At 65.7% G+C, this 13,551-nt stretch carries 16 protein-coding genes; 7 read left to right on the top strand and 9 right to left on the bottom strand.

Translation table 11 applies throughout. The features are described from left to right. Positions 1-62 precede the first annotated feature (62 nt). On the top strand, positions 63-386 hold the full coding sequence (gene trxA / locus JN302_RS05635; RefSeq protein WP_202310585.1) for a thioredoxin: 324 nt from the start codon (positions 63-65) through the stop codon (positions 384-386). 376 nt (positions 387-762) lie between these two features. Further along, entirely contained in the window at positions 763-1,044 is a 282-nt protein-coding gene (locus tag JN302_RS05630) for a cupin domain-containing protein (protein WP_202332257.1), read from the top strand. Between the two features lie 276 nt (positions 1,045-1,320). Here the strand turns inward: JN302_RS05630 and JN302_RS05625 are convergent, their stop codons facing one another. The 9 genes from JN302_RS05625 to JN302_RS05585 form a co-directional block, all read right to left on the bottom strand. Then, a complete protein-coding gene (locus JN302_RS05625) occupies positions 1,321-2,661 on the bottom strand; it encodes a bifunctional folylpolyglutamate synthase/dihydrofolate synthase (protein WP_202334203.1) in 1,341 nt (446 codons plus the stop codon). 146 nt (positions 2,662-2,807) lie between these two features. After that, positions 2,808-3,728: an acetyl-CoA carboxylase, carboxyltransferase subunit beta gene (accD, locus tag JN302_RS05620; RefSeq protein ID WP_202310582.1), complete on the bottom strand. Its 921-nt coding sequence runs from the start codon at positions 3,726-3,728 to the stop codon at positions 2,808-2,810. A gap of 104 nt (positions 3,729-3,832) precedes the next feature. Further along, the gene (gene trpA / locus JN302_RS05615; protein WP_202332256.1) at positions 3,833-4,663 is read right to left on the bottom strand and encodes a tryptophan synthase subunit alpha; all 831 of its coding nucleotides are present in this window, start codon (positions 4,661-4,663) and stop codon (positions 3,833-3,835) included. A 2-nt stretch (positions 4,664-4,665) separates the two neighbouring features. After that, on the bottom strand, positions 4,666-5,916 hold the full coding sequence (trpB, locus tag JN302_RS05610; RefSeq protein ID WP_202332255.1) for a tryptophan synthase subunit beta: 1,251 nt from the start codon (positions 5,914-5,916) through the stop codon (positions 4,666-4,668). A 104-nt stretch (positions 5,917-6,020) separates the two neighbouring features. Beyond that, entirely contained in the window at positions 6,021-6,680 is a 660-nt protein-coding gene (locus JN302_RS05605) for a phosphoribosylanthranilate isomerase (protein ID WP_202332254.1), read from the bottom strand. 168 nt (positions 6,681-6,848) lie between these two features. Then, positions 6,849-7,607 (bottom strand): M48 family metallopeptidase, encoded by a 759-nt coding sequence (locus JN302_RS05600; protein WP_202334202.1) that lies wholly within the window; start codon positions 7,605-7,607, stop codon positions 6,849-6,851. Positions 7,608-7,722: 115 nt separating this feature from the next. Then, on the bottom strand, positions 7,723-8,181 hold the full coding sequence (locus tag JN302_RS05595) for a DUF2852 domain-containing protein (RefSeq protein WP_202332253.1): 459 nt from the start codon (positions 8,179-8,181) through the stop codon (positions 7,723-7,725). A 218-nt stretch (positions 8,182-8,399) separates the two neighbouring features. Then, on the bottom strand, positions 8,400-9,542 hold the full coding sequence (locus JN302_RS05590) for a benzoate/H(+) symporter BenE family transporter (protein WP_202332252.1): 1,143 nt from the start codon (positions 9,540-9,542) through the stop codon (positions 8,400-8,402). Between the two features lies 1 nt (position 9,543). Further along, positions 9,544-10,317 (bottom strand): alpha/beta hydrolase, encoded by a 774-nt coding sequence (locus tag JN302_RS05585; RefSeq protein WP_202310574.1) that lies wholly within the window; start codon positions 10,315-10,317, stop codon positions 9,544-9,546. 188 nt (positions 10,318-10,505) lie between these two features. Here JN302_RS05585 and infC point away from each other — a divergent pair, with 188 nt between their 5' ends. The 5 genes from infC (at position 10,506) to JN302_RS05560 (ending at position 13,548) form a co-directional block, all read left to right on the top strand. After that, positions 10,506-11,042: a translation initiation factor IF-3 gene (gene infC, locus JN302_RS05580; RefSeq protein WP_202314564.1), complete on the top strand. Its 537-nt coding sequence runs from the start codon at positions 10,506-10,508 to the stop codon at positions 11,040-11,042. Positions 11,043-11,277: 235 nt separating this feature from the next. Continuing rightward, the gene (gene rpmI, locus JN302_RS05575) at positions 11,278-11,487 is read left to right on the top strand and encodes a 50S ribosomal protein L35 (RefSeq protein ID WP_202310573.1); all 210 of its coding nucleotides are present in this window, start codon (positions 11,278-11,280) and stop codon (positions 11,485-11,487) included. A gap of 34 nt (positions 11,488-11,521) precedes the next feature. Continuing rightward, positions 11,522-11,923: a 50S ribosomal protein L20 gene (gene rplT / locus JN302_RS05570; RefSeq protein ID WP_202310572.1), complete on the top strand. Its 402-nt coding sequence runs from the start codon at positions 11,522-11,524 to the stop codon at positions 11,921-11,923. 111 nt (positions 11,924-12,034) lie between these two features. Next, positions 12,035-13,144, top strand: a complete 1,110-nt coding sequence (gene pheS / locus JN302_RS05565; protein WP_202332251.1) for a phenylalanine--tRNA ligase subunit alpha — start codon at positions 12,035-12,037, stop codon at positions 13,142-13,144. Beyond that, positions 13,141-13,548, top strand: a complete 408-nt coding sequence (locus JN302_RS05560) for a GFA family protein (RefSeq protein WP_202332250.1) — start codon at positions 13,141-13,143, stop codon at positions 13,546-13,548. Before pheS ends, JN302_RS05560 begins: the two co-directional genes overlap by 4 nt. Positions 13,549-13,551 lie beyond the last annotated feature (3 nt).

The following is a 13,551-nucleotide window of genomic DNA, read 5'->3' as shown; positions in this document are numbered from 1 at the left end:
GAAGCTTCGCTCTCCACGTACCACATCTTGTGCGAACGAATCCTCGCGAAAGGAATGCCAGCATGGCCACCGTCAAGACCGACAAGAACAGCTTCCAGGCCGACGTGCTCGATGCGAAGGAGCCCGTCGTCGTCGATTTCTGGGCCGAGTGGTGCGGACCCTGCAAGATGATCGCCCCGGCGCTCGAGGAGATCTCGACCGAGCTGGACGGCAAGGTGAAGGTCGCCAAGCTCAATATCGACGAGAATCCGGAGCTGGCCGCCCAGTACGGCGTGCGCTCGATTCCCACGCTGATGATCTTCAAGGGCGGCGAAGTGGCCGATATGAAGGTCGGCGCGGCGCCAAAGACGGCCCTGTCGCATTGGATTAACGGCGCCGTCGCCTGACGCGCTCCGCTCCACACCATGCACGAGCCCGGCCGTCACGCCGGGCTTTTTGCTGGTCGTATTGAACTATACCGGCGGTCGATCTCATCGACCGCCGGAGCGCGCGATTGAGCGCCGCGCGTCCACTTGGACCCGCAAAGGACCCTCTGCGACTGAGTGCCACCGCTATCCGAAGATCGTGTCCGATTCTCGGGCCGATGCGGTAGCGCGAAAGCCGGGGGGCCCGGATCGGCCGCGCCGGCGACTGAGGTAAGGGGATGCGTGAGCATCCATCTGGCCTGGACATCCAGGCCTATCGGTATGAGGCCACCTGGCACTCGTCCGGCCCGCTTTCCGCCGCTTTGCTCGGCGCAAAGTCCCCAGCCAGGAGCCCATAATGTCGACAGCGGCAAAAGCAAAGGTCCTCATCGACAATGACCGCGTGATCGTCACGGAGTACCGTTTCGCCGATGACGCCAGTACCGGTTGGCATCGGCACGGCCACGATTATGTCGTGATGCCGCTGATGGACGGCCGCCTGAAGCTGGTGACAAAGCAGGGCGAGACCTTCGCCGACATGAAGCAGGGCGTGCCATATTTCCGCAGCGCGGGCGTCGAGCACGACGTCGTCAACGCCAGCGGCGCCGAATACGCCTTTATCGAGGTCGAGCTGAAGTAATACCAACGGTCGACAAGATCGACCGTTGGAGCGCGCGACCGCGTTGCCCACGCCCGTTGGCGCGAAAGCTACCGCATCGGCCCGAAAATCGTGCACGATTTTCGGAAAGCACGATGCGTTGGCTCAAAGTGCTGGAGCGTCCTTTGCGCGTCCAAACGGACGCGCGGCGCTCCAAGCGGCCCGGATGGGCCGCGCCGGTGACTGAGGTAAGGTGGATGCCTGAGCATCCACCTTACCTGGATGTGTCAACATCCAGGCCCCATTGGTGTAAGCCCCTCACACCGGCGGCGTGCCGTTCTGCGCCAGCACGGCCCCGACCAGGTAGAGCGAACCGCCGATGAGGATGCGCGGCGGCGTCTCCGACGGATCCCAGGTGTCGCGCAGCAGCATGAGGGCATTGGCGACCGAATTCACGGGCTCGGCCGACAGGCCGGCTTCCGCGGCGCGCGCCGCGAGCTCGGCATTGGGCACCCCGGCGTCGCTGGCACTCACCGGAACGGTGTAGACGTGGCGGGCCATGCCGTGGAAGGCGCTGAAATAGCCGGTCTGGTCCTTGGTGTTGATCATGCCCGAAATGAGGAAGAGCGGCCGGGGGAACTTCTCCTCCTGCTCCGTCAGCGCCTCGGCGATGACCAGGCCCGCGCCGGGATTGTGACCGCCGTCGATCCACACCTCGGCGCCGGTCGGAGCCAGCTCCGACAGGCGACCCTGCGGCAACCGCTGCATGCGGCCGGGCCATTCGACCGTGACCATGGCGCGGTCGACGGCCGTATGGCTCAGCTCGAATCCCGCCGCCTTGACCGCGGCGATCGCCGCCGCCGCATTGGCGAACTGGTGGCGGCCGGCCAGCCGTGGCGGTGTCAGATCCATCAGGCCTTCCTCGTCCTGATAGATCATGCGTCTGTTCTCCTCGTAGGCGAGGAAGTCCTGTCCGTAGACCCAAAGCGGGCAGCCGTGCCGCTCGGCGGTCTCGACCAGCAGGTCCTGCGCCGCATCATGTTCCTGCGCGCCGATGACGACGGGCGCGTCCGGCTTGATGATGCCGGCCTTCTCCGCCGCGATCAGTTCCACCCTGTCGCCGAGATAGGCCTGATGGTCGAGCGAGATCGGCATGATCAAGCTGACCGCCGGGTTCCTGATGACATTGGTCGCGTCGAAGCGGCCGCCCAGCCCGACCTCGATGATGGCGGCATCGGCCGGATGTTCCGCGAAGAGCAGGAAAGTGACGGCGGTCAACACTTCGAAGACGGTGATCGTCTCGCCGCTATTGGCTGCAGCCACGCGTGCGATCGCGTCGGCGAGCACGTCGTCGGCGACCAGCCTCCCGCCATCAGGCGCGCCGATGCGGTAGCGCTCATGCCAGTTCACCAGATGCGGCGAGGTGTGGACATGCACCCGCTTGCCTTCGGCCTCCAGCAGCGCCCGCGAGAAGGCCGCGGCCGAGCCCTTGCCGTTGGTGCCGGCGATATGGATCACCGGAGGTAGCCGGTCCTGCGGGTCGCCGAGCCGCCTCAACAGCCGGGTGATTCGTTCCAGCGAAAGGTCGAAACCCTTCGGGTGGAGCGCCATAAGGCGCTCTATTTCGAGATCGGCGGCGGTTGTGGCGGTCACGGTCATACCTTGCTGCGGCGTCAAAGCATGTCTCCCGAAAATGTGCGGCGGCTTCGGGAAAAAGACATGCGCTAAACCAAGAACCTGAACCTGGTCGCGTGCATCCTTCTTCATGCGACGCGCTTCAGGCGCGCCGGCCGGAGGGGCGGGCGTCAGGCGTGCGGCCGCGCTTCTGCCGATAGCACGGACGGCGGCGGCGCCTCCGCTTCGATCGCGTCGTCGTCGGGTGTCTTCAGGAGGATCTTCAGGAGCCGGGCGATCGTGTCCTTCAGGTCGAGGCGGGAGACGACCATGTCGACCATGCCGTGCTCCATCAGATATTCGGAGCGCTGGAAGCCCTCGGGCAGCTTTTCGCGGATGGTCTGCTCGATCACGCGTGGGCCGGCGAAGCCGATGAGCGCGCCGGGCTCCGCGATGTGGACGTCGCCCAGCATGGCGTAGGAAGCTGTGACGCCGCCGGTGGTCGGATTGGTGAGCACCACGACATAGGGAAGGCCCGCCTCCTTCAGCCGGTCGACGCCGACCGTGGTGCGCGGCAGCTGCATCAGCGACAGGATGCCTTCCTGCATGCGCGCGCCGCCCGAGGCGGCAAAGAGCACCAGCGGCCGCTTCTTCTCGAGCGCCACCTCGAACGCCCTGATAATGGCGTCGCCGGCGGCCATGCCGAGCGAGCCGCCCATGAAGGCGAAGTCCTGCACGGTCGCCACGATGGGCAGGCCTTCGATGGTGCCCGTGGCGTTGAGGATAGCGTCTTCCAGGCCGGTCTTGGCCTTGGCGTCCTTCAGCCGGTCGATGTAGCGTTTCTCATCGCGGAACTTCAGCGGATCGACGGTCACCTTGGGGTTCTCGATGACCTCGTATCTGCCGTCGTCGAAGAAATATTTGAGCCGCTCCTTGGCGGCGATCTTCATGTGATGGCCGGAGGAGGGGATGACGAACTGGTTTTCCTCGAGGTCCTTGTGGAAGACCATTTCGCCGCTCTCGGGATCCTTGATCCAGAGATTTTCCGGCATCTCGCGGCGGCCCAGCATCGAATTGATCTTCGGCCGGACGAAGTTGGTGATCCAGTTCATCGCGTCATTCCCAGTTGTCGGGGCCTCGTTTGTCGGGGCCTAGTTTGCCGAGGCCTCATCTGCCCGGGACGGGCCGTACCAAACAGATGGGCGAACTATCGGGCCTAAGCAAGGCGGGCCGAGCGCACGCCTTGGGCGAGCCCGTTGACCAGCGTCGCCACGGCCTCGGCCGGGTCCGCCGTCTTCTCGCCCCTGGGGCCGAGCACATTGGCGACCGCATTGACGATCGCCGTGCCCACCACCACGCCGTCTGCCGATCCGCCGATGACCCGCGCCTGCTCGGCGGTCTTGACCCCGAAGCCGACGCAGACCGGCAAGTCGGTGTGGCTCTTGATGCGGTCGACCGCGTCGGCGACCTTCGTCGTGTCGGGCAGTGCGGAGCCGGTGATGCCGGTCATCGACACATAATAGACGAAACCAGAGGTGTTGCGCAGCACGGTCGGCAGGCGGCGGTCGTCGGTGGTCGGGGTCGCGAGCCTAATGAAGTTCAAGCCGGCCCTGAGGGCGGGCAGGCAGAGCTCCTCGTCCATCTCGGGCGGCAGGTCGACGACGATCAGCCCGTCGATGCCGGCTTCGAGCGCGTCGGCCACGAAGCGCTCGACCCCGTAGCTGTAGATCGGGTTGTAGTAGCCCATCATGATGACGGGCGTGTCGGCGTCGTGCCTGCGGAACTCGCGGGCGAGCTGCAGCGTCCTGGCCAGGGTCTGGCCGCCCTTCAGCGCCCGCAGCCCCGCCGCCTGGATCGCCGGGCCGTCGGCCATCGGGTCGGAGAACGGCATGCCGAGCTCGATCACGTCGCTGCCGGCCCCGGGCAGCGCCTTCATGATCGACAGCGAGGTGTCGTAGTCGGGGTCGCCCCCCATGAAATAGGTGACCAGCGCCGGGCGGCCCTCGGCCTTGAGCTTTGCGAAGCGGCGGTCGATGCGGGTCGTCATGATCAGATCTCCATGCCCATCATCTGGGCCACCGTATGCACGTCCTTGTCGCCGCGGCCCGACAGGTTGACGACGACGATCCGGTCCTTGTCCATGGCGGGCGCGAGCTTGACCGCATGGGCGATGGCATGGGCCGATTCCAGCGCCGGGATGATGCCCTCGACCTTGGTGGTCAGCTGGAACGCGTCGAGCGCCTCGTCGTCGAGGATGGGCACATAGTCGACGCGGCCGCTGTCGCGCAGCCAGGCATGCTCGGGCCCGACGCCGGGATAGTCGAGCCCGGCCGAGATCGAATGGCCGTCGAGGATCTGGCCGTCGTCGTTCTGCAGGAGATAGGTGCGGTTGCCGTGCAGCACGCCCGGCCGCCCGGCATTCATCGAGGCGCAGTGCTCGATGCCGTCGAGGCCGCGGCCGCCGGCCTCGACGCCGACGATCCTGACGCCGCGGTCGTCGAGGAAGGGATGGAAGATACCGATGGCGTTGGAGCCGCCGCCGACGGCGGCGATGACGACGTCGGGCAGGCGGCCCTCCTGCTCGAGGATCTGGGCCCGCGCTTCCGCGCCGATCACCGACTGGAAGTCGCGCACCAGCTCCGGATAGGGATGCGGCCCGGCGGCGGTGCCGATCAGATAATAGGTGTCCTCGACATTGGTCACCCAGTCGCGCAGCGCCTCGTTCATGGCGTCCTTCAGCGTGCCGTGGCCGGCCGACACCGGCCGCACCTCGGCGCCCAAAAGCTTCATGCGGAACACGTTGGGCTTTTGCCGCTCGACGTCGGTGGCGCCCATATAGACCACGCACGGATAGCCGAAGCGGGCGGCGACCGTGGCCGAGGCGACGCCGTGCTGGCCCGCACCCGTCTCGGCGATGATGCGCTTCTTGCCCATGCGCTTGGCCAGGAGGATCTGGCCGAGGCAGTTGTTGATCTTGTGCGAGCCGGTGTGGTTGAGGTCCTCGCGCTTGAAATAGACCTTGGCGCCGCCCCCGCGGCCCTTGGCCGCGGACACCTCACGCAGATGGCGCGTCAGCCCCTCGGCGAAATAGAGCTTCGAGGGCCGGCCGGCATAAAAGGTCGACAGCGCCTGCAACTCGGCGCGGAAGGCCGGGTCGTCCTTCGCCTCGTTCCAGTGCCGTTCGAGGTCGAGGATCAGCGGCATCAGCGTCTCGGCCACGAAGCGGCCGCCGAAGATGCCGAACATGCCCTGCTCGTCGGGGCCGGTGCGGAAGGAATTCGGATCTAAGGGCTTGTTCATCGTTCTGTCCTGTGCTGCCCGGGGCAGTTCAATCTCTCATCCCGGCAAGGTTCCGGCGGCCGCGGGCGTGCGCGAGGGGAAAGGAGACGACCTCCCGCGCGGCTTCATACGGCGCTCTTCTCCTGCGCGGTCCGAACGGCCCGGAAGAATTCCGTGATCAGCCCCACATCCTTGACGCCCGGAGCGCTTTCCACACCGGAGGAGATATCGATTCCGGGCGGCTTGGCGAGACGGAGCGCGTCGCCGATATTGGCGGCGTTGAGCCCACCCGAAAGCATGTAATCGACTTCAGCGTCAAGGCCGGCGAGCAGGCGCCAGTCGAACGAAACACCGTTGCCGCCGGGCAATTCCGATCCCGCCGGCGGCTTGGCATCGAACAGGAAGCGGTCGGCGATACCGGCGAAGGCTCGTGGTTTCCGCAGATCATCGGGCGTGCTGATGGAAAAGGCCTTCATGACGGGCAGGCGATAGCGTGCCTTCACGGCCGCCGCCCGTTCGGGCGTCTCCTTGCCGTGAAGCTGCAGCATGTCGGGCGCCATGGTGGCCACGATCGCGTCGAGCGCGGCATCGTCGGCGTCGACGGTCACGGCAACGGCTTTCGCCCTGTCGCTGGCCGCCTGCCGCAGCCGTCCCGCCTCTTCGGGCGCGATGTTGCGCGGGCTCTTGGGGAAGAAGATGAAGCCGACATGCGAAGCGCCGGCGGCAAGCGCCGCTTGCAGCGTTTCGTCGGTCTTGAGGCCGCAGATCTTGACGTCGATGGACATGGCGTTGGCAGTGGCACGAAAAGCCGGCGAAGTCGAGGAAAAGAGGGAATGAGCGAATAGCGAATAGTGAGTAGCGAATAGGGGAGCCGCGTGAGAGGTTGCTTAGCCGGCCCTGTCAGCCAATCCTCTTCTTCCCCTATTCGCTATTGGCTACTCGCTATTCGCTCATCACTCGAACTGTATCGCATGCAGCGCGCCGCCATTGCGTTTCAGCCAGTCCCGGCAGCGCTCGGTGTCGGGACAGAGTTCCTTGCAGAGCTTCCAGAACTTCGGCCCGTGGTTCATCTCCTCGAGATGCGCGACCTCATGGGCGACGAGATAGTCGATGACGGGTGCGGGTGCCATCATGATGCGCCAGGAGAAGGAGAGCGTGCCGTCCGAGGTGCACGAGCCCCAGCGGCTCGAGGTGTCACGGAAGCGCACCGCCTTGGCCCGCTTGCCGATGGTTGTCGTGTGCTTCGCGACCAGCGCCTCGATATCGCGCTTGGCCTCGCGCTTCAGGAAATCGGCCAGCCGCCGCGGCAGATGCCGGCGGTCGCCATGGACGACGAGCAGCGGTCCCGTCTCGTCGCGGTCGATGCTGACGCTGCCGCGCGTGCCGGGTTCGTGCACGATGCGGTGCGCCACGCCGCGCAGCGGGATCTTGATGCCGGGACGCACCTGCGGCCGGTCAGGCACCTTGGCCAAGCGCTGTTCCAGCCAGCCCTGGTGGCGGTCGAGGAAACGTTCGACGTCGCGGGCGGCCACGCCCGGCGGAACGGTGATCCGAAGGCCCCGGCCGCCGCTGTCGATACGCAGCGTCAGGCGGCGGGCGCGGTCGTTCTCGACGATCCTGAGCGGCAGCGTGCGGCCGGCGACCTCATGCATCCGTTCTTGCACAGGCGCGGGCCTCGGCGTCTGCAGGCGTTTCAGGAAGGCGAAGGGCATGGGTGGAGAAAACACTGATTCGTGGTGTCAGGCGAGGGTGGAATGCCGGTGCGTATTCTCCCGATGAAAAACGGCGCCGTTGCCGGCGCCGATTCTGCCGTTGATGGATCCTGTCTCAGACTTCGTCGAGCAGGCCCGACGAAGAACCCTTGCGCTTGCCCGTGTTCTGGGTGGGCGCGGGCGTCGTCTTCGAGCGATTGGCCATGAAGCGGTCGAACTCTTCCTGGTCCTTGGCGCGGCGCAGCTCGCGCATATATTCGTCGAACTCGTTCAGCGTCTCGTCGAGCTTGCGACGCTCTTCGGCCAGGCGCTCCAGTTCCTTCTCGCGCCAGTCGTCGAAGGCCACGTTGCCGGTGCGGCCGTAACTACGATGGCGGGCGTGGCGCCCGCGGCAGCCGGCGAAAATACCGTCCGTGGCGCGGTTGACGTCGCGCTTGAAGCCGTCGAGCCGGTCGCCCCAGATGATATAGGCGAGCATGGCGAGGCCGAGCGGCCAGAACACCATGAAGCCGATCACCATCAGCGCGATGGTCGCCGGCGTCCACGCCGGACGGATCAGTGCAGTCGTGTTCATCTTCTCCCGTTCCTTCCGTTGGGGGCAACCGGTTCCGGCTGCTCCACTCGACATGGGAAGGGAAAAATGGCGATTCAAGATGGTTTTGGGCAAAACCCGACAAGCAGTCGCGCTCTCAGGAGCAACCTGCGCGCTGACAGAATTGCTGCTGCAGCTCTATCCATTTGCAGCAGCATCGGATTTTCCTCGAAGCCGATGCCACGCTCGAGCCAGATACGCTAGCGTTTTCTGAAGGCGTCGAGGGCGAGCACGGTCAGCCCTGCGACCAGGCCCCAGAAGGCTGCGCCGACGCCGAACAGGGCGAGGCCCGAAGCTGTAACGGCGAAGGCGGTGGTCGCCGCCATGCGCTGCCGCTCGTCGCCGAGCGCGATCGACAGCGCATTGGCGAGCGGCGCCATCAAGGCGAGGCCGGCGACCAGCACGATCAGGTGTTGCGGAAGCACCGCCAGGATCGCCACGAGCGATGCGCCGAAGATGGCGAAGACCAAGTAGGCGAGAGCGTAGAAGGGGCCGGTCTTCCAGCGTTCGGCGGGGTCCGGATGCGCGTCGGGGCCGGTGCAGATCGCGGCCGAGATCGCGGCGAGATTGCTGGTCAGCGCGCCAAACGGCGCCGATAGCAGCGACAACAGTCCGGTGACGCCGATCAGCGGCCCCGCATCCGGATGGTAGCCGGCTGCGCGCAGTACGGCGAGTCCGGAAAGGTTCTGCGACGCCATGGTGACGAGATAGAGCGGGATCGCGAGGCCGACCGTCGCTGCGACCGAGAATTCGGGCATGGTCAGGGTCAGCGTCGAGAGTTCCGGGGCGGGCAGGCCGCCGATGCGGCCGGTCAGGAAGGCGGCCGCCCCGCCGCCGACCAGCACCGCGAGCACCGACAGCGCGGGATTGAACAGGCGGATCACGAAGAAGGCGGCAATGAGCGGCAGGATCAGCCAGGGGTCGCCGGGCACGGTCTTCGCGGCATTGATGGCAAAGCTCACAAGGATGCCGCCGAGCATGCCCGACGCCACCGAGGGTGGAATGCGCGAGACCAGTTTGGTCAGCGGCCGGAACAAGCCCGTGGCAACCAGGAGAAGCGCTGCCACGATGAAGGCGCCGACGGCGTCGGCCATGGTGAAGCCGCTCGACGCCGCGACGAGCGCGGCGCCCGGGGTCGACCAGGCGCTGATGATGGGCATCCTGGTGCGCCAGGAGAGCCACCCCGTCTCCACCGCCATGGCCAGGCAGATCGCCGTCACCCCGCTCGCAGTCTGGGCCTGTGTCGCACCCACCGCGTCGGCTGCGGCGACGACCACGGCGAGCGTGCCGCCGAAGCCGACGATCGCGGCGACGAAGGCCGAGACGGGGATCGATGCGCGCACTTCAGGCTGCCTGTTCGACCATCGCCGCGACCGTCTTGACGAGGAGGTCGAGATCCTGAGGCCGCGACAGGCGGTGGTCGCCGCCCGGAATCAGCGACAGCGTCACATCGTCGGCCGGCAGCAGCCCGACCAGCTTCAGCGCATGCCGATGCGGGACATCGGGGTCGGCGAGACCTTGCAGGATGTGGACATGGCAATGCGTGTCGATCGGCCCGGTCATGACCCGGTTGGCCGCGCCGTCCTCGAACAGCGCGCGGGTGTAGATATTGGGCTCCGGCGAATATTCCGACGGCTCCTCGAAATAGCCGCGCTCGGCGAGCGAGCGCCGGTGCTCGGCCGTCAGTTGCGGCTCCATCAGCTCGCTCGTGAAGTCGGGCGCCGGCGCGAGCAGCACCATCCCGCCGACACGGTCGCCCTCGCCGGCCTTTCCGAGCTCGGCCGTCATGCGCAGCGCGATCCACGCCCCCATGGACGAGCCGACCAGCACCTGTGGGCCGGTCGTGAAGCGGCGGAAAACGGCGAGGCTCTCGTCGAGCCATCGCGAGATCGTGCCGTCCCGGAACGAACCGCCCGACGTGCCGTGGCCCGAATAGTCGTGGCGCAGATAGGCGTGGCCGGTCTCGGCAGCCCACTGGTCGAGCCTTTCGGCCTTGGTGCCGACCATGTCGGAGCGGAAGCCGCCAAGCCAGACCGCGCCCGCCGGGCGGCCGGGACGATGGCGCACCTCGATCCGGTTGCCGGCCACCTCGATGCAGGTCTTCAGTTCTTTCGTCATCATGCCCTCTCGGTCGATACGCCTTTTGGCACAGGCGGCATCGCGCGGAAAGAGCCGGGCGACGTTGCGGTCCCGCGTGCGGTTTCGGGTGATTTATTCTGTTTGCTGTGCTATTGACTTGCGCCGCGCCCGCACGACATAGGCGCGACCGACACAATTTTCGTCAACGGCTCAAGGAGACCACGACCATTCGCAGGCCATTCAAAGCCGCGGCGCCTACCAAGGACGGCCCGCGCGCAAACAGGGACATCCGGGTTCCCCGGGTTCAGCTCATCGACGAGACCGGCAACAATCGCGGCGATGTTTCGATCAACGAAGCACTGCTGGCGGCCGAAGAGGCAGGGCTCGACCTTGTCGAGATCTCTCCGAACGCAACGCCGCCCGTCGTCAAGATCCTCGATCTCGGCAAGCTGAAATACGCCAACCAGAAGAAGGCGGCCGAGGCGCGCAAGAACCAGAAGGTCATCGAGATCAAGGAGATCAAGATGCGCCCCAACATCGACACGCATGACTATGACGTGAAGATGAAGGCGGTCCGCCGGTTCTTCGAGGAAGGCGACAAGGTCAAGCTGACGCTGCGCTTCCGGGGCCGGGAGATGGCGCATATGGAGCTCGGCATGCAGCTCCTGAACAAGGTCCGTGAAGAGGTCGCCACGATCGCCAAGGTCGAGGCCGAGCCGAAGCTCGAGGGCCGCCAGATGATGATGGTGCTGGCCCCCCGCTGAGCGGATCTCATGGCGGTTTCCACACCGGACGCCGGCCTCCGTGGCCGGGCGTCCGATGTGTCTTGGCAAGGCAGTTGCGCTTTCGCGGACTCGCCGCTATAAGGCCGCGTTCCAAAAAAGCCGCCCGGCAGGGCATGCCGTGGCGGTTTCTCTTGCTTTCCGGACTTTGGTCGGTCCGGAAACAACAACAAGGGGCGGTCGCCGAAGGCGCCGGACCCGTCGAAGGAGTAGCAAAATGCCCAAGATGAAGACCAAATCGGCTGCCAAGAAGCGGTTCAAGATCACCGCCAACGGCAACGTCAAGGCGCAGGCCGCCGGCAAGCGCCATGGCATGATCAAGCGCACCAACAAGTTCATTCGCGATGCCCGCGGCACGATGGTTCTGGCCGAGCCGGATGCCAGGAAGGTCATCAAGAATTTTCTTCCCAACGGCGGCGGCCTCTGAGCCCTGCCTGGACAGCGTTTAAGGAGATCATGACATGGCACGCGTCAAAAGAGGCGTAACCGCCCACGCCAAGCACAAGAAGGTCCTGAAAGCCGCCAAGGGTTTCTACGGCCGCCGCAAGAATACGATCCGCATCGCCAAGCAGGCGGTGGAGCGGTCGAAGCAGTATGCCTATCGCGACCGCAAGAACCGCAAGCGTTCGTTCCGCGCCCTTTGGATCCAGCGCATCAACGCCGCCGTCCATGAGCAGGGGCTGACCTATGGCCGCTTCATCGACGGACTGAACAAGGCCGGCATCCAGATCGACCGCAAGGTCCTGTCCGACATGGCGATCCATGAGCCGCAGGCTTTCGCCGTCCTGGTCGCCAAGGCCAAGGTCGCGCTCGAATATCTCAAGAACACCACCCCGAATGCTTTTGAAAGCGCTGTCGCCTAAGACCAGCGCTTCCCAAGCTTTCGAAATTCTGATTTGGGAAACCCGCGCTGGCAGGGCCGGCGCGGGTTTTTCTTTGACCGGTCACCGGTGCGGTGACGACGCAGGAACGAAATGGGTTTGATCGTGAACGACGCAAGCACCAATCTGAACGCGCTTGAAGATGCCCTGGTCGCCGACATCGCCGCGGCGGCGGACGAGCAGGCGATCGAGGCCGTGCGGGTTTCTGCGCTCGGCAAGAAGGGCTCGATCTCGGAGCTTCTGAAGACGCTGGGCGCGATGAGCCCCGAGGAGCGCCAGGTCAAGGGCCCGGCCATCAACGGTCTCAAGAACCGCGTCGCCGAGGCGCTCTCGGCCCGCAGGGCGGAACTGAAGGATGTCGCGATTGCCGCACGGCTCGCGGCGGAGAAGGTCGACGTTACCCTGCCGGTGCGCCAGTCGCCGGGCGAGCGGGGCCGCATCCATCCGATCAGCCAGGTCATCGACGAGATCGCGGCGATCTTCGGCGATCTTGGTTTCGCCATCGCCGAAGGCCCTGACATCGAGACCGACTACTACAATTTCACCGCGCTGAACTTCCCCGAGGGCCATCCGGCGCGCGAGATGCACGACACCTTCTTCTTCCAGCCGGACGAGAAGGGCGAGCGCAAGGTGCTGCGCACCCACACCTCGCCGGTCCAGATCCGCACCATGGAAGCGCAGAAGCCGCCGATCCGCATCGTCATCCCGGGCAAGACCTACCGGCAGGATTCGGACGCCACCCATTCGCCGATGTTCCATCAGGTCGAAGGGCTGGTGATCGACAAGACGGCCAATGTCGCCAATATGAAGTGGGTGCTTGAAGAGTTCTGCAAGGCCTTCTTCGAAGTACCGTCGGTGAAGATGCGGTTCCGGCCGAGCTTCTTCCCCTTCACCGAGCCGAGCCTCGAGGTCGATATCCAGTGCGACCGTTCGCGGCCGGGCGAGGTGCGCTTCGGCGAGGGTTCCGACTGGATGGAGATCCTCGGCTGCGGCATGGTCCATCCCAACGTGCTGCGTTACGGCGGCCTCGATCCCGACGAGTATCAGGGCTTCGCCTGGGGCATGGGCATCGACCGCATCGCCATGCTGAAGTACGGCATGCCCGATCTGCGCGCCTTCTTCGACGCGGATGTGCGCTGGCTGTCGCATTACGGCTTCCGGCCGCTCGACATGCCGACCTTGTTCGGAGGCCTCAGTACATGACGGCGCTGCATTCCGGCGGCTGCCGTTGCGGCGGGGTGCGGTTCGAGACTTCGGCCGACCCCAACCACATCAGCTATTGCCACTGCACCGACTGCCGCAAGGCTTCGGGCGCGCCGGTCTCCGCCTTTGTCGGCTTCATGGCTGATGCCGTGGTCATCGCCGGCGACAGCTTGTGTCGCTACACCAACGGAGCGGTGACGCGCAGCTTCTGCGGCACCTGCGGCTCGCCGATCGCCTATACCGACAAACGGCTCGCCGACCGCATCTACTTCATGCTGGGTGTCATGGACATGGCCGCCTACTACAAGCCGACGCAGCATGCCTGGGTGCGCGAGCAACTCCCCTTCGTGCATATGCCCGACGGACTGCCCAGGCATCTGTCGACCAGCGTGCCGAGGCCGTAGCAC

The sequence above is a fragment of the Mesorhizobium sp. L-8-3 genome, from assembly GCF_016756615.1.
GTDB lineage: Bacteria > Pseudomonadota > Alphaproteobacteria > Rhizobiales > Rhizobiaceae.
Note: the sequence above shows the minus strand (reverse complement) of the source record. Positions and strands in the feature narration are given on the sequence as shown.

Bases quoted from the DNA above. Each gene is read 5' to 3' on its own strand.
- JN302_RS05560 (WP_202332250.1), top strand. From the start codon at position 13,141: ATGACGGCGCTGCATTCCGGCGGCTGCCGTTGCGGCGGGGTGCGGTTC.
- rplT (WP_202310572.1), top strand. From the start codon at position 11,522: ATGGCACGCGTCAAAAGAGGCGTAACCGCCCACGCCAAGCACAAGAAG.
- JN302_RS05595 (WP_202332253.1), bottom strand. From the start codon at position 8,181: ATGAACACGACTGCACTGATCCGTCCGGCGTGGACGCCGGCGACCATC.
- trpA (WP_202332256.1), bottom strand. From the start codon at position 4,663: ATGACGACCCGCATCGACCGCCGCTTCGCAAAGCTCAAGGCCGAGGGC.
- trpB (WP_202332255.1), bottom strand. From the start codon at position 5,916: ATGAACAAGCCCTTAGATCCGAATTCCTTCCGCACCGGCCCCGACGAG.
- trxA (WP_202310585.1), top strand. From the start codon at position 63: ATGGCCACCGTCAAGACCGACAAGAACAGCTTCCAGGCCGACGTGCTC.
- pheS (WP_202332251.1), top strand. From the start codon at position 12,035: ATGGGTTTGATCGTGAACGACGCAAGCACCAATCTGAACGCGCTTGAA.
- rpmI (WP_202310573.1), top strand. From the start codon at position 11,278: ATGCCCAAGATGAAGACCAAATCGGCTGCCAAGAAGCGGTTCAAGATC.
- JN302_RS05600 (WP_202334202.1), bottom strand. From the start codon at position 7,607: ATGCCCTTCGCCTTCCTGAAACGCCTGCAGACGCCGAGGCCCGCGCCT.
- JN302_RS05625 (WP_202334203.1), bottom strand. From the start codon at position 2,661: ATGACCGTGACCGCCACAACCGCCGCCGATCTCGAAATAGAGCGCCTT.
- JN302_RS05605 (WP_202332254.1), bottom strand. From the start codon at position 6,680: ATGTCCATCGACGTCAAGATCTGCGGCCTCAAGACCGACGAAACGCTG.
- accD (WP_202310582.1), bottom strand. From the start codon at position 3,728: ATGAACTGGATCACCAACTTCGTCCGGCCGAAGATCAATTCGATGCTG.
- JN302_RS05585 (WP_202310574.1), bottom strand. From the start codon at position 10,317: ATGACGAAAGAACTGAAGACCTGCATCGAGGTGGCCGGCAACCGGATC.
- JN302_RS05630 (WP_202332257.1), top strand. From the start codon at position 763: ATGTCGACAGCGGCAAAAGCAAAGGTCCTCATCGACAATGACCGCGTG.